18 protein-coding genes are annotated in these 17,410 nt (G+C 67.2%); 3 read left to right on the top strand and 15 right to left on the bottom strand.

All coding sequences use genetic code 11. The features are described 5' to 3' along the window. Nucleotides 1-122: 122 nt before the first annotated feature. Nucleotides 123-389 (top strand): hypothetical protein, encoded by a 267-nt coding sequence (locus G6R19_RS00555; RefSeq protein WP_163161302.1) that lies wholly within the window; start codon nucleotides 123-125, stop codon nucleotides 387-389. A 57-nt stretch (nucleotides 390-446) separates the two neighbouring features. Here the strand turns inward: G6R19_RS00555 and panC are convergent, their stop codons facing one another. The 14 genes from panC to dacB all read right to left on the bottom strand — a co-directional run bounded on the left by panC (nucleotide 447) and on the right by dacB (nucleotide 14,231). After that, nucleotides 447-1,364, bottom strand: a complete 918-nt coding sequence (gene panC, locus G6R19_RS00550) for a pantoate--beta-alanine ligase (protein ID WP_163161300.1) — start codon at nucleotides 1,362-1,364, stop codon at nucleotides 447-449. 2 nt (nucleotides 1,365-1,366) lie between these two features. Then, the gene (locus tag G6R19_RS00545; protein ID WP_163161298.1) at nucleotides 1,367-2,260 is read right to left on the bottom strand and encodes a DUF2520 domain-containing protein; all 894 of its coding nucleotides are present in this window, start codon (nucleotides 2,258-2,260) and stop codon (nucleotides 1,367-1,369) included. Further along, nucleotides 2,253-3,782, bottom strand: coding sequence for a PH domain-containing protein (locus G6R19_RS00540; RefSeq protein ID WP_240341708.1), 1,530 nt, complete (start codon nucleotides 3,780-3,782; stop codon nucleotides 2,253-2,255). Before G6R19_RS00540 ends, G6R19_RS00545 begins: the two co-directional genes overlap by 8 nt. A gap of 62 nt (nucleotides 3,783-3,844) precedes the next feature. Beyond that, nucleotides 3,845-4,357 carry a PH domain-containing protein gene (locus G6R19_RS00535; protein WP_163161294.1) on the bottom strand — a complete coding sequence of 171 codons (513 nt, stop codon included), beginning with the start codon at nucleotides 4,355-4,357 and terminating at the stop codon, nucleotides 3,845-3,847. Then, entirely contained in the window at nucleotides 4,338-4,886 is a 549-nt protein-coding gene (locus G6R19_RS00530) for a DUF3180 domain-containing protein (RefSeq protein ID WP_163161292.1), read from the bottom strand. Before G6R19_RS00530 ends, G6R19_RS00535 begins: the two co-directional genes overlap by 20 nt. Continuing rightward, nucleotides 4,883-5,428 carry a 2-amino-4-hydroxy-6-hydroxymethyldihydropteridine diphosphokinase gene (gene folK / locus G6R19_RS00525; RefSeq protein WP_163161290.1) on the bottom strand — a complete coding sequence of 182 codons (546 nt, stop codon included), beginning with the start codon at nucleotides 5,426-5,428 and terminating at the stop codon, nucleotides 4,883-4,885. Before folK ends, G6R19_RS00530 begins: the two co-directional genes overlap by 4 nt. Beyond that, nucleotides 5,425-5,817 carry a dihydroneopterin aldolase gene (gene folB, locus G6R19_RS00520; protein ID WP_163161288.1) on the bottom strand — a complete coding sequence of 131 codons (393 nt, stop codon included), beginning with the start codon at nucleotides 5,815-5,817 and terminating at the stop codon, nucleotides 5,425-5,427. The genes folK and folB overlap by 4 nt, the downstream gene beginning before the upstream one ends. 8 nt (nucleotides 5,818-5,825) lie before the next feature. Beyond that, nucleotides 5,826-6,746, bottom strand: coding sequence for a dihydropteroate synthase (folP, locus tag G6R19_RS00515; protein WP_163161286.1), 921 nt, complete (start codon nucleotides 6,744-6,746; stop codon nucleotides 5,826-5,828). Between the two features lie 10 nt (nucleotides 6,747-6,756). Continuing rightward, nucleotides 6,757-7,401: a GTP cyclohydrolase I FolE gene (folE, locus tag G6R19_RS00510; protein WP_163161284.1), complete on the bottom strand. Its 645-nt coding sequence runs from the start codon at nucleotides 7,399-7,401 to the stop codon at nucleotides 6,757-6,759. 10 nt (nucleotides 7,402-7,411) lie between these two features. After that, nucleotides 7,412-9,475, bottom strand: coding sequence for an ATP-dependent zinc metalloprotease FtsH (ftsH, locus tag G6R19_RS00505; protein WP_163161282.1), 2,064 nt, complete (start codon nucleotides 9,473-9,475; stop codon nucleotides 7,412-7,414). 262 nt (nucleotides 9,476-9,737) lie between these two features. Further along, the gene (gene hpt, locus G6R19_RS00500; RefSeq protein WP_041651844.1) at nucleotides 9,738-10,289 is read right to left on the bottom strand and encodes a hypoxanthine phosphoribosyltransferase; all 552 of its coding nucleotides are present in this window, start codon (nucleotides 10,287-10,289) and stop codon (nucleotides 9,738-9,740) included. A gap of 30 nt (nucleotides 10,290-10,319) precedes the next feature. Further along, nucleotides 10,320-11,378, bottom strand: a complete 1,059-nt coding sequence (gene tilS / locus G6R19_RS00495; protein WP_163162798.1) for a tRNA lysidine(34) synthetase TilS — start codon at nucleotides 11,376-11,378, stop codon at nucleotides 10,320-10,322. A 120-nt stretch (nucleotides 11,379-11,498) separates the two neighbouring features. Then, nucleotides 11,499-12,632, bottom strand: a complete 1,134-nt coding sequence (locus G6R19_RS00490) for a zinc-dependent metalloprotease (RefSeq protein WP_163161280.1) — start codon at nucleotides 12,630-12,632, stop codon at nucleotides 11,499-11,501. A 75-nt stretch (nucleotides 12,633-12,707) separates the two neighbouring features. Beyond that, complete coding sequence (gene dacB, locus G6R19_RS00485; protein ID WP_163161278.1) at nucleotides 12,708-14,231, bottom strand: D-alanyl-D-alanine carboxypeptidase/D-alanyl-D-alanine-endopeptidase; 1,524 nt, start codon at nucleotides 14,229-14,231, stop codon at nucleotides 12,708-12,710. Nucleotides 14,232-14,386: 155 nt separating this feature from the next. On the opposite strand from dacB, the gene G6R19_RS00480 reads away from it, so the two are divergent. Together G6R19_RS00480 and G6R19_RS00475 are read left to right on the top strand one after the other, a co-directional pair. Beyond that, nucleotides 14,387-14,875 (top strand): inorganic diphosphatase, encoded by a 489-nt coding sequence (locus G6R19_RS00480; RefSeq protein ID WP_079596875.1) that lies wholly within the window; start codon nucleotides 14,387-14,389, stop codon nucleotides 14,873-14,875. Between the two features lie 179 nt (nucleotides 14,876-15,054). Next, nucleotides 15,055-16,383 (top strand): carboxylesterase family protein, encoded by a 1,329-nt coding sequence (locus G6R19_RS00475; RefSeq protein WP_240341749.1) that lies wholly within the window; start codon nucleotides 15,055-15,057, stop codon nucleotides 16,381-16,383. Between the two features lie 76 nt (nucleotides 16,384-16,459). On the opposite strand, the gene G6R19_RS00470 is transcribed toward G6R19_RS00475, so the two are convergent. Continuing rightward, a complete protein-coding gene (locus tag G6R19_RS00470; RefSeq protein WP_163161276.1) occupies nucleotides 16,460-17,290 on the bottom strand; it encodes an alpha/beta hydrolase in 831 nt (276 codons plus the stop codon). Nucleotides 17,291-17,410: the final 120 nt, after the last annotated feature.

Below are 17,410 nucleotides of genomic sequence, written 5' to 3'. Positions count from 1 at the left end.
CTCCAGTTTACCGCCCGCGGTAAAGACAGACCGGTCTCCCCAGCTGTAATGTTTCTTGTAGCGCAGTGCGTACGACACCGCAGAGGCCCCGGCCACTTCGGATTGGTGCAAGGAGGCCCCTCATGTCAGCAGAGCGGATGTTCCAGAGCGTGCCATCGGACCCGGACCCCTGGATGGCCAGCGATACGCCGGCCGAGATCCGCCAGTTCGCCGTCGAGTCACTCCGGTGGCAGGCCCAGGAAATCATCGACGAAGTGCTGCACAGGGAAGAACCCGGCGAAGAGCTGGCAAGGGCAAGGCTCCGGCGCTGCGTCGCCAGAAATCCGGGCAGGCCGGAGCGGGCGCTCCTTGAACAGTTGTTGGTCAACCGCGAATTGCCTGGCATCTAACTTCCAGGCCGGCCGGCCAGGGCCGCCGGGCCAACCCGCGGGGCGTAAGGAGCCCAGCTACGAGCTCAACGGCACGTTGTCGATCAACCGCACCGGTCCCACTTTGGCCGCAATGAGCGCGAGGGCCTCGCCCCGGAACGGCGTCTCGCGGCAGTTCTCCGCGAGCGGTTCCAAGGTGGCCGGGTCAACAACATCGAAGTAGTCCAAACCCACCAGCGGCTGGGACTCCACCATCGCCTGCGCCGACTCGAGATCCAGCGGCTCCCGGGCCTTCGCCCGCTCCTCAAGCAGCCGCAGTGCGCGGAACAGCACTAGCGCCGCCTCGCGCTCTTCCCCGGACAGGAAGCGGTTGCGGCTGGACAGCGCCAGCCCGTCGACGGCACGCACGGTGGGCACAGCCACGATTTCCACCGGGAAGTTCAGGTCAGCCACCATCCGCCGGACCAGCGCCAGCTGCTGGGCGTCCTTCTGCCCGAAGTAGGCCCGGTAGGCGGGCAGGCCCGCCTCCGCCACGCCGGAAGCGGGCAGCCCTGCCCCCGGGATTCCGTAGTGCAGCAGCTTGGCCACTACCGTAAGGGCGCCGTCGAAGTGGCCCGGCCGTGAAGCACCCTCCCACTTCTCCCCCAGCACTCCTGAGGTGATCCGCACCAGCGGCGTGCCGCCCGGGTACACCTCGTCCACGGACGGGGCAAAGGCCAGGTCCACTCCCTGCCCTTCAAGCAGGGCGAGGTCGGCGTCGAGCGTCCGCGGGTAGCGGTCCAGGTCCGTGGCGTCGCCGAACTGCAGCGGGTTGACGAAGATGGTGGCCACCACAACATCGTTCTGTTCGACGGCGGTCCGGGCCAAGGCGGCATGCCCCTGGTGCAGCGCACCCATGGTGGGCACCAGCCCCTGGGACGTCCCGCGCCTGGACGCCAGGAGCCGGGCGCTCTCCGTGTGCAGGTCGGCAACAGTAGTGACTAGTTTGATGGGCATTCTCAGTCTTCCTCCGGTTCCAAGGCTTTGCGCAACTCCCGCAACTGGTCAGGTTTCAGCAGCCCGCGCCCCTCGGCGCGCAGGGCTGTGGCCCGCGCCATCGCCAGGTAAGCCGCGAGCACGTCCCCCTGCCCGCCGCCGTCGAACTCCCGCAACGCCTCGGCATGCGCCTTCACCGTTCCCGTGTCGCCGCGGGCTACCGGGCCGGTGAGGGCGGACTCCCCGGAGGCCAGCGCGTTCTCCAGGGTTGCCCGCAACAGCGGACCCAGCATCCGCTCAGGCGCCTCCACTCCCACCTCAGCCAACAGCTCGGAAGCCTGCGCCACAAGGGTGACGAGATGGTTGGAACCGTGCGCCAGCGCCGCGTGGTACAGCGTCCTGTCCGCCTCGGCAATGGCCACCGGCTCTGCGCCCATTTCTACCACCAGCGCCTGCGCGATGGGCAGCATGGCCGCATCCGCGGTGACGCCGAAGGTGCAGTCCAGCAGGCGGGTCAGGTCAAGGGTCATCCCGGTGAAGGTCATGGCCGGATGCAGGGCCAGCGGGACGGCCCCCGCAGCCCGCACCGGATGCAGGACCCCCACCCCGAACCGGCCCGACGTGTGGGCGACCAGTTGGCCGGGCTGCCACGCACCCAGTTTCGCGAGGCCGTCCACGAGGTCCGGCAGGGCGTCGTCGGGCACTGCCAGCAGCACCAGCTCGGCACGCTCCACGATGTCCTGGACTTCCAGGATGGGAACGCCGGGAAGCAGCGTTTCCGCGCGCTCACGGCTTGCTTCGGAAACCGCTGAGACACCGACGACGGCGTGTTCGGCCCCGCGCAGGGCGGCGCCCAGCACCGCGCCCACCTTTCCTGCGCCGACGATTCCGACGCCGAGGCGTCCGGGTTTAGCCATGCTGCGGGCCTTCCTGGGTTGGGACTGGGGTCTCGGCGGGCTTGGTCTCGGCAGGCTGGGTTGCAGTCTCAACCCCCGGAGCCACCTGCCGAAGCCACTGCTCAGTGGTCTGCCGCTTGCGCGCCAGCCGGGCCCGGGCGGATTGTTCGTCAAAGAGCGCCATCGCCTCCCCCACGTCTGCCTGCCGAAGGCGCGGCGTGACCGGGCCCACGGTGGTGTGCAGCAGCAGGTCGGCTACCCCGAACCGGCGCGCCAGCGGGCCCTGGTGCAATGCCATGGACTGGGTCCGCTGGTGCGGCACCACCACGAGCTCCCGCCACCACCGGCCTGAACGGATCAGCAGCGCTGTGTCCGTGGCCGTGAATCCGTTGCGGCGCCAACCCAGCGGTGCCAGCAGGCGGGCGCAGCGCGGAGTGGTGACGAAGCCACCGTCGGAATCCAGCCCGTGGAGCCCGGCACCGAACACCACGGCGGGCTGCGGCGTGCCGGGGTCCGGAAGCACCAGGGCGAGGATCGACATCACGTCATCGAGCCTGCCCACCGGCAGGAGGGTGGTCCGGCCCGAGCCCTCGCCGGCGCTTTCAATGATGCCGTAGCCCGCCACGTTGACCTGGATCCGGTACCAGCCAAGCGCCCGCCAGAGCGGCGGCTGGCTAACTTTCAAAGCCTGGATCCGGCCCGGCGGAAGTGTCTGGGCCTGGGTGTCCAGCAGTCCGTAGCGCAGCCGAATGCCATCGGGCGAGATGGCCGCGGTGAAGTTGTAGCCCTTGTTGAACAGTCCCCAGTAGCTGGCTGCCAGGCCGAGGGCAGCCGGGATCAGGTAGAAGTAGAACGCGGCATTGCCCGTGACGGCAGTCAGAAAGACGGACGCCGCGGCGCCCAGCACCACAATGACGCTCTGCTCGCTGAGCAGCAGGGAACCGACAAGGCGCGACGGCGGCACGGACAGTACCGGAAACTCCGGCGCCTCGGGTGCCGGCTCTTCCGGGCGGGAAGGATCAAGGGTCACCCCGGCGGCCCTGGCCAGAATGGTGGCCCGGAGCTGGCGGGCGTCGTCCATCTTCAGGTAGGCCAGCCGGACCGCGGACTCCCCGGCGTCGGCCACCTCGAACTTGAGCTCGGCCAGGCCGAAGATCCGGGCCAGCAGGGGCTGCACGATGTCGATGGCCTGGACGCGGTCCAGCCGCGCCTGGCGCTGCTGCCGGAAAATGAAGCCGGTGTTGACCCGGACGTAGCCGCCAGACACCTGGTACTTGGTGAAGTACCAGGTGAGGATAAAGCCCAGCACCGCGATGAGCAGCATCACGGCGCCCCCGGCCAGGAGGAACGGTGCCCGGCCGGCAAATTCATCTTCGAGGATGGGCCTGCCCTGCAGCGCCCGCTCAAAGACATCCCGGCCGACGAAAAAGCCGATGGCGGCAAGGGCCACCCAGCCACGCACGAAGGGGGACGCCGGATGCACCCGCAGCCATTCGCCGTCGGCCGCGGTGCCGGGCGCTGTGCCGGGCGAAGGGTGCGGCACGGGGCTTCCGGCGGCAGGGACGGTGGCAGGGCCCCCCGGCTCCGGGCGCGGCCCCTCTGCCGTCACAGTCCTGCCAGCCGGGCTTCGCCCCGGGCAGCGAGCTGCTCGCGCAGCCGCGCGCCCTCTTCCGCAGGCAGCCCGGGGATCTGGGCGTTGGTTCCGGGCGAGGCGGTATGCAGCTTTAGCGTGCACAGGCCAAGTCCGCGTTCCACGGGCCCTACTCCGATGTCCACGTATTGCATCCGCCCGTACGGTACGGCCATGGTGCGCTGGAAGAAGATGCCGGTCCTGACCAGCAGGTCGTCGTCCCGTTCGGCATACCCGATGGCCCGCACCTGGCGCGGGATCAGCACCAGCCGCCAGATGGCGAGGACGAATGCCACGGACGGGACGGTGATGGCCAGCCACAGCGGCGGCCAGGCCCAGACGTCCAAAAGAACCAACACCAGGGGCAGGGACAGGAGGAGGACGGTGATCAGGTTCCCCAGTGCCCACTGCACCAGCCGGACAGTGACGTATTTGGGTGACACCCGCTGCCAGATGATTCCCGGCGGGTCAATCGCCTCGGTATGCATATTCGCCTTCCCCCGCGGCTTCCCCGCGCACCGCGCGGCCCGGTTTGCCGTCTGTCCCGTTGGTGTCGCCGTCCTCAGGCGGGATCTTGCAGAACCGTTCAACCAGCAGTCCCACCACGATCATCACCAGTCCGCCGCCGGCCATCGCCAGCGCCAGCCAGGTGATGCCCTGGTTGCTGCGCAGGCTCCAGATCCGCAGCTGGTCCAGGAAGATCCCCACATGCCAGCCGAGCAGGACCGTCCCTGCATACGCGCAGGCCTGGGCCAGCACCAGCGTCCGGGCTGCGAGGAGCGGATCGAGCACCTTTTTCTTTTGTGTGCTGTTGGGCTTGTTGCTGTTGCGCCACCGCAGGACCCGGATGCCCAGGATCAGGGTGATGGCAACAATAACGCCCATGGTGGCCAGCGCTGTGAGCGGCAGGACGGGCGTGGCCATGCTGTAGCGGCTGGTCACCACGGTAGCGGACCAGCCGGCCACGGCCAGGATGAAGCCGATGAGCAGGAGGCGCAGAGGATTGATGGGTTTCATCGGTCCTCCACCGCCCCCGCGGTGGGCAGGCCGTCAAAGTCGCCGAAGCCGTCGAACGGGGCGAGGTCGCCAAAATCCTCCGCCCGCGCAGCCAAAGTGCTGATACGTTCGCCGTCCAGCGTGGCCGCCGGCTCAATGAGCGACCACGGGTAGAGAACGAAGGCACGGGTGGCGGCGCGTGGGTGCGGCAGGGTGAGAACCGGATCATCGCTGCGGAGGTCGCCGTAGGTGATGATATCGACGTCGAGCGTGCGCGGCCCCCAGCGCACCTCCCGCACGCGGTGGTGCTTGTTTTCCACGGACTGGCAATGTGCCAGCAGCTCGTGCGGGGTCAGGTTGGTTTCCACCGTGATGACCATGTTCAGGAAGTCTGGCTGGCCGGGCGGTCCGCCGACGGCCTTGGTCTGGACAATGGGCGACACAGCGAGGAGGCGGATCTCCGGCGGGTCAACGAGGTCCGCAACCGCCTCGGTCAGTGTCTCGTTGCGTTCCCCCAGGTTGCTGCCCAGGGCCAACACCACCTTGGAATATCCGGAGTTCATGGTCTTTCCCCCTGGACTGGACTCTCCCCGTTGTTCCGGGCACGGTGGACGCTGACGGCCACATCCCCGAAGGGCACCTCGATGGGCGCCTGTGGCTTATGCACCGTGACGTCTACGGCCTGCAGCCGGAATTCATTCAGCAGGCTGTCCGCGATCCGGACGGCCAGCGCCTCTATCAGGTTCAGCGGCTCCCCCGATATCCATTCAGTAATACGCTGAGCCACCTCGCCGTAGTGCGCGGTGTCCCGGACGTCATCGGATTCCGCCGCCTTGGCGAAGTCCAGATAAAGCACCGCGTCCACAACAAAAGGCTGGCCCTCGCGGCGTTCAAAATCAAAGACGCCGTGATGGCCGACGGCGGTGACGCCGGTCAGCGTAATCCTGTCCATGGCTGGGCCTACTGGCTGGTTCTTGGGGCGGCCATGCGCGCGGCAACCTTGACGGCGTCCAGGCTTGGGCCGACGTCGTGCACGCGTACGGCCCAGGCACCGCGGTAGGCGCTGATGGCAGTGATCGCCGCGGTGGCGGCATCCCGCTCCTGCGGGGCAGCGGATTTACCCGCCACCGTCAGCAGGGTGCCGAGGAACCGCTTGCGGGAGGCGCCCACGAGGATCCTGTGGCCCAGGCTTTCCAGCTGGTCCAGGTTCTGCAGGAGCTCCCAGTTCTGGGCGTCGTTCTTGGCGAACCCCAGGCCTGGATCGATGATGATCTGTTCCTGGCTGACCCCGGCGGCGTAGAGCTTGTCCCGCACCCCGACCAGTTCAGCCACCACTTCGCCGGCAACGTCCTTGTACTCCGCCAGGGAATTCATGGTGCGGGCGTCACCACGGCGGTGGGTGAGGATGTACGGGGCCTTGGAGGACGCCACGAGTTCGGCCATCTCCGGTTCGATCGTGAGGCCGGAGACGTCATTGATGATGGCAGCGCCGGCCTTGAGGGCGGCGGCGGCGGTGGACGCGCGGACAGTGTCGATGCTGACGAGGGCACCGGCTTTCACGAGCGCCTCGATCACGGGGATCACGCGCTGTTGTTCTACTTCCGGGCTGACGTCCTCGGCGCCGGGTCGGGTGGATTCCCCGCCGACGTCGATGATGTCCGCGCCGGCGTAGAACATCCGGAGGCCGGCCGCGATGGCGGTGTCCGCCGTCGCATGCTTGCCGCCGTCGCTGAAGGAGTCCGGGGTGACGTTGACGATGCCCATCACGAGGGTGCGGTCAGTGGGCAGGTCTTCAAAACGGGCCACCGGCCGCGGTTTGCGCAGGATGGGCAGCGGAGAGGTTGCGGGGCCGGTTCCCGGCGCTGCAGCTAGTGAATCCATGGTCTGATGATTACCTTCCGAGGATGAGGCTCATGGCTTCGGCACGGGTGGCCGGGTCATGAAGCTGCCCGCGGACCGCACTGGTGACGGTCTTTGCTCCGGGCTTGCGGATACCGCGCATGGACATGCACATGTGTTCGCATTCGACCACGACGATCGCGCCGCGGGGCTTGAGGTGGCTGACCATCGCTTCGACGATTTCCGTGGTGAGGCGCTCCTGCACCTGGGGCCGGCGGGCGTACATGTCCACCAGCCGGGCCAGCTTGCTCAGCCCGGTCACCTTGCCGTCGTGCGAGGGGATGTAGCCTACGTGGGCCACTCCGTGGAACGGCACCAAATGGTGCTCACAGGTGGAATAGAACGGGATGTCCTTGACCAGGACGAGCTCCTCGTGGTCAAGGTCAAAGGTGGTGGCGAGGATCTCGGCCGGATCATGGTGCAGCCCGGCAAACATCTCGGCATAGGCCTTGCCCACCCGCTTGGGGGTGTCCACGAGGCCGGCGCGGTCCGGGTCCTCTCCGATGGCCAGGAGAATCTCACGGACCGCTGCCTCGATCCGGGGCCGGTCCACTTTCTGGTGTTTGGAGTGGTGGGCGCCGCCTTCCGCCAGGTGTACGGCGGAGGCGGGAACGTCGTCGTCGTCGAAGTGGGTCACGGTAGAAAGCTTAGCCGCGAAGGGCGTCAGGCCCCGAGTCGGGGATGCCTCCCTGGAACGGGGCATCCTCCGGGACTCCCTGCGGATGCGGCGGCTGGGCGTCCAGCGGCTCGTCCAGGCGCGCCTGCTTGGCTTCCTCCTGGGCCTCGCGCTCCGCCTTTTCCTGGCGGGATTCCACCGGGCCGGCGGTCTGGACCGGACGGGTTTCCTTCGAAAGCCACACCTCGCGGAAGTCGCGCTTGCGGATATCACGGAAGATGTCGGCGATCTCGGCCTGGTTCAGCGTTTCGCGTTCCAGCAGCTCGAGGGCCAGGCGGTCCAGGACATCCCGGTTCTCGATGAGGATGGCGTAGGCCTCGTCATGGGCCTGGTCAATCAGCCGGCGAACTTCCTCGTCCACCACGTACGCGATCTGGTCCGAGTAGTTGCGCTCGTGCCCGGCGTCGCGGCCCAGGAACGGCTCGCCGCCGCCCTGGCCCAGGCGCACGGCACCAACGCGTTCGCTCATGCCGTATTCGGTAACCATCTTGCGGGCGGTGCCGGTGGCTTTCTCGATATCGTTGGAGGCGCCGGTGGAGGGATCGTGGAAGACGATTTCCTCGGCGACCCGGCCGCCCATGGCGTAGGCCATTTGGTCCAGCAGCTCGTTGCGGGTCACAGAGTACTTGTCGTTGTCCGGGACCACCATCGTGTAGCCGAGTGCGCGGCCGCGGGGAAGGATGGTGATCTTGGTGACCGGCGCGGAGTTCCGCAGCGCGGCTGCCACCAGGGCGTGGCCCCCTTCGTGGTACGCGGTGATCTTGCGCTCGTGTTCCTTCATCACGCGGCTGCGCTTCTGCGGGCCGGCCATAACGCGGTCGATGGCCTCGTCCAAGGCGCGGTCGTCAATGAGGTTGGCGTTGGAGCGGGCGGTGAGGAGGGCGGCCTCATTGAGCACGTTGGCCAGGTCCGCACCGGTGTAACCGGGGGTCTTCTTGGCCACGGCCTTGAGGTCCACCCCGGGTGCCATGGGCTTGCCCTTCGCGTGAACCTGCAGGATCTGGTCGCGGCCGATCAGGTCCGGCGCCTCAACGCCGATCTGGCGGTCGAAGCGGCCCGGGCGCAGCAGCGCGGGGTCCAGCACGTCGGGACGGTTGGTGGCAGCGATCAGGATGACATTGGTCTTGACGTCGAAGCCGTCCATCTCCACCAGCAGCTGGTTGAGGGTCTGTTCGCGTTCATCGTTGCCGCCGCCGATGCCGGCACCGCGGTGACGGCCCACAGCGTCGATTTCGTCCACGAAGATGATGGCGGGCGAGTTGGTTTTGGCCTGCTCAAAGAGGTCGCGGACACGGGAGGCGCCCACACCCACGAACATTTCCACAAAGTCCGAGCCGGAGATGGAGAAGAAGGGAACGCCGGCCTCGCCTGCCACAGCGCGGGCGAGGAGGGTCTTGCCGGTGCCCGGAGGGCCGTACAGCAGCACGCCCTTGGGGATCTTGGCGCCAACAGCCTGGAACTTGGCCGGTTCCTGCAGGAATTCCTTGATCTCCTGGAGTTCCTCCACAGCCTCGTCGGAGCCTGCCACGTCAGCGAACGTCACCTGCGGCATGTCCTTGCTGACCATCTTGGCCTTGGACTTCCCGAACTGCATGATCTTGGAGCCGCCGCCCTGCATGCGGGTCATCAGGAACCAGAAAAGCGCGCCCAGGAGGATAACCGGGATGAGGAGGGAGAGCAGGCCGGAGAACCAGTTGCTTTCGATCGGCTGGTCCGTGTAGCCCCCGCTGGGTGCGGACGAGGTGACAGCCCGGACAACGTCCTGGGCGCGGGCGTCAACGAAGAAGAACTGGACGCTCTTGCCCTTGTCCTGCCCGTCCAGCTGGTAGTTTTCCTTCAGCACGAGGTCAACGCGGTTTTCACCATCGAAGATCTTTGCCTGCTCAACGTTGTCGCCGGCGAGCAGTTCGAGGCCCTTGTCCGTGTCAATCCGTGCGGCGCCGCCGGGAGCCAGCGTTGCAAAAGCCACCAGGAGCATGCCGATCACGACAACGATCCAGATGCCCGGGCCCTTGAAGAAGTTCTTAGCTTTCATCTGTGTCGGGGCTGGCCCCGTCCCTCCTGGTAGTGCTGCACGGCGAGAAATCTGCGCGCGTGATGGTGCTGCGTCAGCTTCTAGCTATACACCGTCCGGAGTAGATCACGCATGGTGCCGGGCAAAAGTTCCCTCTGGGCGTAGTGGCCGCCGCCATTTGGGCAGGCGGCCGCACCGGGCCTGGAACCGGGGGCACCGACATCAATTGCGCCCACAATAACCGCCCGGCAGACGGCGTGGTGCATGTCCGCGCCGGCGAATCCTACTCGTAAACGTGCGGCGCGAGGGTTCCCACGAAGTCGAGATTGCGGTACTTCTCGGCGTAGTCCAGGCCGTAGCCCACCACGAATTCATTGGGGATGTCATAGCCGACGTACTTGACGTCGATTTCCACCTTGGCGGCGGTGGGCTTGCGGAAGGCAGTGCAGATTTCCACCGAGGCGGTGCCGCGGGATTCCAGATTGGTCTTCAGCCAGGAGAGCGTGAGGCCGGAGTCGATGATGTCCTCGACGATCAGGACGTCCTTGCCCATCAGGTCCGTGTCCAGGTCCTTCAGGATGCGGACCACTCCGGAGGACTGGGTGCCGGAGCCGTAGGAGGAAACAGCCATCCAGTCCATGGAAATGTGGCTGTGGAGCGCGCGGGCCAAGTCAGCCATGACCATGACTGCACCCTTGAGGACGCCCACAATAAGGATCTCGCGGCCCTCGTAGTCCTTGTCGATCTGCGCAGCGAGCTCCGTGATCCGCTGCTGGATCTGCTCCTTGGTGTAGAGAACGTGCTTGAGGTCTGCCTGGACGTCGTTTGAATCCACCAATGGCTCCTGTGTAGATGCGGGGTGCGACTATTTTGCGGGCGGTTTTTGAGGCCGGAGTACTAGCTTCCCACAGCGTGCGCCTCCGCGGGGAACGGGTGTGCCCTTATCCGCGGCGGCCGGGCCACGGGCGGCCGGGAGGTCTTCGAGCTGCGCGAGCGACAACCGGTACACGCTCACTCCCCCGGGCAGCTCAACGGGACCCGCAGAGCCCTGCCGCCGCAGCAGCGCTTCCGCGGCCAGAAGGCGCTGGTAGCTGGGCTGCTGCCCACCGACGTCGGCCGCTGCCTTGGCGATGACGCGGAACCTGATGGCGGGGGCCAAGGCCCGCAACGCGTCCTCCGGGAGGCTCAGTTCCTGGCCGTTCCGCTCCACCAGGGACGCGAAGGTGGCTTCCGCCACATCCTCCAGGTAGTCGGCGTCCAACTGCAGGATGGATGCCGAGCGGGCGAGGGATTCCGCGACGCCGGGGCCGAGTTTTTCCTCGAGGTGCGGCAGCACCTCCACCCGGGTACGTGACCGGGCGAAGGCGGGGTCCGAGTTGCTGGGATCGTGCCAGGGCTGCAGTTCCTCGATGGCGCAGATTTCCTCGGTGTCCGCCCGGCGAAGCCCCAGGAACGGGCGAAGCAGCATGCCGCGGGCAGGCCTCATTCCTGCCAGCGACCGGGTCCCCGAGCCCCGGGCCAGGCCCAGCAGCACCTGTTCGGCCTGGTCGTCCAGAGTGTGTCCCAACAGGATGGCAGCCGCGCCCTGGCTTCCGGCAGCCGCTTCCAGCGCTGCATGCCGTGCTTCCCGCGCGGCGGCTTCCGGCCCGAGGCCTTCCCCGGCCACGGTCACGGTCCGGATTTCCACGGGGGCGAGGCCCAGTTCCTGCAGGACGTGGGCCGTCTCCGCAGCCACCTGCGCCGAACCCTCCTGCAGCTGGTGGTCCACCACCACTGCGCCCACTGTTATGGGGTGGCCGTCGACGTGCCCGCGGCGGGCGAAGTAGGCGGCCACCGACGCCAGGGCAAGGGAGTCCGGGCCGCCGCTGCAGGCCACAATGACGTGCTCGGGATATCCGGCCCGGGCCAAGGCGTCCTGGAGCATCTTGCGGGCTGTGCCGACGACGGGCGCCAGCCTTCCGGGCCGCCGTCGGCCGCTGCGATGGGGAGACGCTGTGGCGGGTGCCGTCGGCGGGGGCGCGTCAGGCAAGCTGGCGCCGGGCAATCAGAGCCCCATCCGCTCAAGCCACAGCTTGGCGTCGTGGATTTCCGGTTCTGTAGGCAGGTGGTCGGCCGACTCCCAGACCCTGTTAAAGCCTTCCATTCCCGCGGCGTCCACCACGGCGCGGACGAACCGGGCGCCGTCGGAGTACTGGCGCATTTTCGCATCCAGGCCGAGGAGGCTGCGGATGAATTTTTCGATCACGCCGCGGTCCTTGCCGCGGTCGTTAAAGCGCTGCCGGATGGTTTTCACAGACGGCACGATGCTGGCGTCAACGGCGTCCATCACCACGTTGGCGTGGCCCTCGAGGAGGCTCATCACGGCGGTCAGGTGCGAGATGGCGGCCTTTTCCTCCGGGTCCTGCAGGAGGTCCAGGATGGCGCCGCGGCCGGGGGTGTTTCCGTTGCCGGCGCGGTCCTTCAGCGAGCGGGCAGCTGCGGTGGCCCGCTCCATCAGGGTGTCAACGTTGCCGAGCAGGTGGGCGCTGAGCTCGTCGATCTGCTCCAGCATGTGGTGGCGCAGCCAAGGTGCCGCAGCGAACTGCACCCGGTGTGTCTGCTCGTGCAGGCACACCCACAGGCGGAAATCCTCGGGGGCGACGTTCAATTCCCGCTCGACAGCCACGATGTTGGGCGCTACCAGGAGCAGGCGTCCGCCTGAGGGCGCAGTGGAACCTTCGGCCAGGGCGGCAAACGGATCGTACTGGCCCAGGACCTTGCTGGACAGGAACGCCAGGACGGCGCCCAGCTGGCTGCCGGTGATGGCGCCGCTGACGCTGGCCGCGGCCGGGGTGAGGTTTCCGCGCCGGTTTTCGAGCATCTTTTCCATGGCCGGCTTCAGCATTACGGCGAAGCTTTGGGTGTTTGCCTTTGCCCACGAGGCCCGGTCCACCACCAGCACGTTTGAATCCCGGAGGTCCCTTGCGGCTTCCAGCCCGGTGATCTCATGCACGTGTTCAACCGAAGCGTCGGCAAGCCGGCGGAGGCTTTCCACCGCGTCAGCGATGGCGGCCTGGTTCAGGACCGGACCGGCAGGAGCCAGCCGCGCCGCGGTGGAGGCGGCGAGGTCCCAATTGATCAGGGCCGAGGCCTGGCTGGACAACGTTTGGGCTGACGACGCACCTGCAGTGGACTCCATAGTTCCCATCAGAACACAGCAGGCTGGGGATAGTCCTTAAGTTCGCTCACCGGCGAACCCGGCGGCAGCAGGGCGCTAGCGGCAGCCGCAGGCCGCGAGCGCCGTGGCGGCCCGGTCGAGAGCCACCCTGTTGCCCGCAGCGCCCGGCATCAGCCCGTTGCCGATGAAGGAGAAGACCAGGAGGCGGCCGTCAGCATCAACCACGTAGCCGCTGAGCGCCAGCACCGAGTTCAAGGTGCCGGTCTTGGCACGGACCAGTCCTGCGCCCCGGGCTGTTGAATTGTCGCCGTAGCGGGTGTCCAGGGTTCCGGTGAGGCCGGCTACCGGAAAGCCGTCCAGCGCGGCGCGGAGCCTGCTGTCCGTGCCCGAGGTGATGGCACGCACCACCTCCGCGAACTGGCGGGCCGAGACCTGGTTGCCCATGGCCAGTCCGCACACGTCCACGAGTTTCATGGCGTCAACGGGTATTCCGGCGTCGGCGAGCTGCGCCCGGACGGCAGCCGTGGCGCCGTCGTTGCTGCCAGGCTGGCCTGCCGCTACTGCCGCCATCCGCCCCAGGACTTCGGCGAGGTAGTTGTCTGATTCCTGCAGCATGTGGTCCACCTGCTCGGCCACCGTCGCCGACTCCACCCCGGCCAGGACGGCCGGCTCCCCGCCTGCGTCTTCGGCCGGTTCACCCGCTGGTGCCGGCTGCGGGGACCGCTCGACGGCGGCCGCCACGGTCAGTCCCGCGGCCGCTCCCGCCGTCCGCAGCCGGGCGGCGAATTCCTCGGCCACGGTGATGGCTGAGTCCTGGGGGCGGGGGCCGGTGGTGACGGCGGGATCGAAACGCGCCGAGTTCAGGGCCAGCGGGTACAGGGGCGCCACTTCCCCCGCTGCCACGTCCCCGCTCTCCCACGCCGGGTTCAGGGCAGGGCCGGTGAACACGGAATCGTCCACGAGGACCTTGATCTCCCCGGCGGTTCCGGCTGCTGACAGGGCTTCGATCGTTTGGACAGCGAGCGTGGCCAGGCCGGCATGGCCCATCACCAGGTCCCCGTTCGATTCCCCGGGTCCGAGGAGGACGTCGCCCCCGCCCACCAGCACCACCTGCCCGGCTGCCGAACCGGCCACCACTTGGGTGGTAAAGCGGTGACCGGGACCCAGGGAGCGCAAAGCTGCCACCGCGGTCAGCAGCTTCATGTTGGAAGCCGGCACCCGGTTCTCGGAACCCCCGCGATCAAAAAGGACCTGGCCCGTGAGCGCATCCTGGACCAATCCCGTGAAAGTACCGCCGCCGTCGGTCTTCAACAGGGGTTCCAGTTGGGCGGTGACGCTGGCCGCGAGCGGCACGGCCGCCGAGTCATCCAGCGGCGCAAGTCCCTGCTCGGGCGAAAGTGTGGCCGGAGCCTGCTGCCACGCCGGTGCCGGCGGAGCGGGGGCTGGGGGTTCGGGCCCAAGGAAACCCGGGGCAACCAGCAGGGCCGCTGGGACTGCGAGAACCACCAGCAGGGCCGTCAGCAAAACCGAGGGCCAGGACTTCCGCAGCCCGGTGACGCCCACCCGGAGACGGTGGCGGGCACGGTCAGGCCATGGTTCCGCGGCAGTTGGTTTGGTCATGCTGGTGCTGGTCCTCAAGTCCTGAAATATCCCCACAAGTTCCTGATTCCAGGGCCTCTCGCTATATCCTCAATAATAGTCGGCGGCACGGAGACTCAATTTTGGTGAGCCGTCAAGTGTGCCGCGAACCCCCTGCAATTGCCGAGGAGCATTCCATGAAGCATGACGTGACCATCGAGATCCCCAAGGGATCACGCGTCAAGTACGAAGTTGACCACGAGACCGGCCGCGTCCGCCTGGACCGCGTCCTCTTCACCTCCATGCAGTACCCCACGCACTACGGATACTTCGAGAACACCCTCGGCGAGGACGGCGATCCGTTGGATGCACTGGTGCTCCTGCAGGACTTCGACCTGCACCCGGGCGTCATCGTTGAGTCCCGCCCCATCGGCGTTTTCAACATGACTGATGACGGCGGCGGAGATGCCAAGATCCTCTGCGTACCCGTCGATGCCCGCTTCGACCACATCCAGGAAGTCAGCGACGTCAACGACTTCCTGATCAAGGAGATCGAGCACTTCTTCACCCGGTACAAGGACCTGGAGCCCGGCAAGTGGGTCAAGGCCGAAGGCTGGGGCGACCGTGCCGCCGCCGAAGCCGAGCTCGAAGCTTCCATCAAGCGTTACGTGCCCACCGGCCACTGATCCCCGCCGTCCACCGGACTGGCAGTACGACGGCGGGTGCCCGGCTCTTAGGAGCCAGGCGCCCGCCGTCGTTGTTCCCGGAGTTTTTGTCCAGATATGCAGGCTTCGCCGCCCTCCAACCCTGCATACGTGGACAAAAACTCCACAAGGGGATGTGAAAAGGTGGTGCTGTGAAATTTGTGCCTGAGCCCTCCCGCCTGTTCACCCCGCCCTGCGGTCCCGTCACCGGCTGGCGGGACGGCGGCGTCGTCCGGGCCACCGGCATCCCGTACGCCAAGGCCGGCCGTTTCCAGCCTCCCGTTCCAGCGCCGGACTGGGACGAACCGTTGCCCGCAACCTCGCCCGCTCCTGCCTGTCCGCAGGGTCCGGTGCCGTTCCTCGACGACGTCCTGGGCACCCGCTACGGCGAACTTCCGGGGAGCGAGGACTGCCAAAACCTCTCCATCACCATGCCCGCAGACCTTGCCCCTGGCGAGAGGTTGCCCGTGATGGTATGGATCCATGGCGGTTCCTACACCACCGGATCCGGTGACCTCGCCATCTTCGACCCCGCGGTACTGGTTGCCGAAAACCGGGTGGTGGCGGTCTCGGTGACTTACCGCCTGGGGCTGTTCGGTTTCCTCGCCACCCGCTCCGGCCGGCCGGGCAACCTCGGCCTGCTGGACCAGCTCGAGGCGTTCCGCTGGGTGCAGCGGAACATTGCAGCCTTCGGCGGCGACCCGGGCTGTGTGACAGCCTTCGGCCAGTCGGCCGGTGGTGACGCGATCGCCCACCTCATGGCCACCCCTGAAGCACCATCCCTGTTCCAGCGGGCCATCATCCAGAGTGCGCCGTTGGGCATTTCGCGCGGCCGGGACAAAATGAACCACGCAATGGGTATCGCTGCCGAAGCCGTCACCGAGGAAACGCCGGCGATGGAAGTGGTGGAGCGGGAGGACCACGTGGCCCAGGTGGCCCGGAAGTTCGGCATGCTGGCCGCCATGCCTTTCGGCACCCAGTACGGGCACGCGCCGCTCCCGGAGGAATCCGCCATAGAGGCAGCCTGGAACCGTTCCGCTCCCGGCATTGAGGTGCTGATCGGCCATACCTCGGAGGAGGCGCGGCTGTTCCTGCCGCGAAGCCCGTACCTGAGCCGGCTGGCCAAGATCCCCGTCGCCGGGACCGCCGCCGTCCGCGCTATCGATTGGGTGGTCACCGAAACCGTCTACGGCCGGGCCGCCCGGAAGTTCGCGCGGCGCCATGCCCTGGCCGGCGGAAAGGCTTACCGCTACATCCTGCACTGGCATGCGCCGGGAAACATTTTTGGTGCTGCCCACACCATCGATCTCCCGCTGCTTCTCGGCAACCGCAAAACGTGGGACGGCGTAGGGCTGATCGCCGGTGCCCGCTGGGAGGACGTGAACGCAGTGGGACGCGAGCTGCGCAGCCTGTGGGCTGCTTTCGCCCGGGGAGACTCACTTGGCGACAAGGGTGGGATTACCGGGGCGCTAACGTATCACGCGGCGTGACCAGGAGTTTTTGTCCACATATGCGGACTTCCGGGCAGCGGAAGCCTGCATATCTGGACAAAAACTCCGAGCAGGTTTAGGCGGTGGCTGCGGTGTTCCGGATGGTGTCCACCAGGATGTCCTGGCGCTGGAAGTAGGCGTTGTGGCCGGCCTCCTCGACAACCAGCAGACGCGCGCCGGGCACAGAGGCCACAACGTGCTCAGCCCCGCAGCGGATACGCGGCCTTTCCTCGTCCCCGATCATCACCACCAGCGGGCTGGTTATTGATTCGAGCCCCTGCTGGAACCAGTCGACGTCCGACGGGTCGGCGCTGAGGAACTCCCCCTGGCTTTGTTCGAGGCTGCGCGGGTGGCGGGCTGCTTCAATCGCCGCCGCTGTGGAACGGACGCGGATATAGCGGGCGTAATCACGCGGGTTTTCCGCGATCCACTGCTCCGTGAAGGAGTTTCCTACCCCCAGCCAGATCCCCTCGTCGGCGTCGAGTGAGCTGAACACCTCGAATTTCTCCGGCTGGCCGGGCTGCCCGGGAGGGGGAACCACCAGCGGCCAGCCCATCCCGCACACCACCAGGGCGGCGGCACCGTCTGGATTCCGGACCGCCCAGCGAAGCGCTGTCATGCCGCCCATGGACTGCCCCACGATCATTGGGTTCTCCAGGCCGAGCGAGTTGATGAAGTGCTCCAGTTCGGCAGCGCGGTCCACCAGCGGTCCCTGCCGCGGCGAGTTGGAGGACCAGCCATGATCGTAGGTGTCATAAGCCAGGACCCGGAAGTCCTGCTCCAGTTCAGTGATGATCGGTTCCCAGCAGGCCGCCGCCGAGGCGTGGCCGTGGAGCAGCACCACCGGCCGGCCGGCGCCTGAGTCCGTGTAGTGGATGTCGTTGCCGAGTACATCAAGCCATGGCATGAAGGTGATCCTTTCGGTCATGGTCTGCCGGGACAGCGCACCAGGCACCAGCGTCCCAGAACCAGGAGCACCGGGTCATCCAGTGTCCAGAACGGGACCGGGAAAGCCAGGGGTAGAGTC

The organism is Arthrobacter sp. Alg241-R88, assembly GCF_900537115.1.
Lineage (GTDB): Bacteria > Actinomycetota > Actinomycetes > Actinomycetales > Micrococcaceae > Arthrobacter.
The sequence above is the reverse complement of the archived record's forward strand: the minus strand, read 5'-3'. Positions and strand labels throughout refer to the sequence as shown.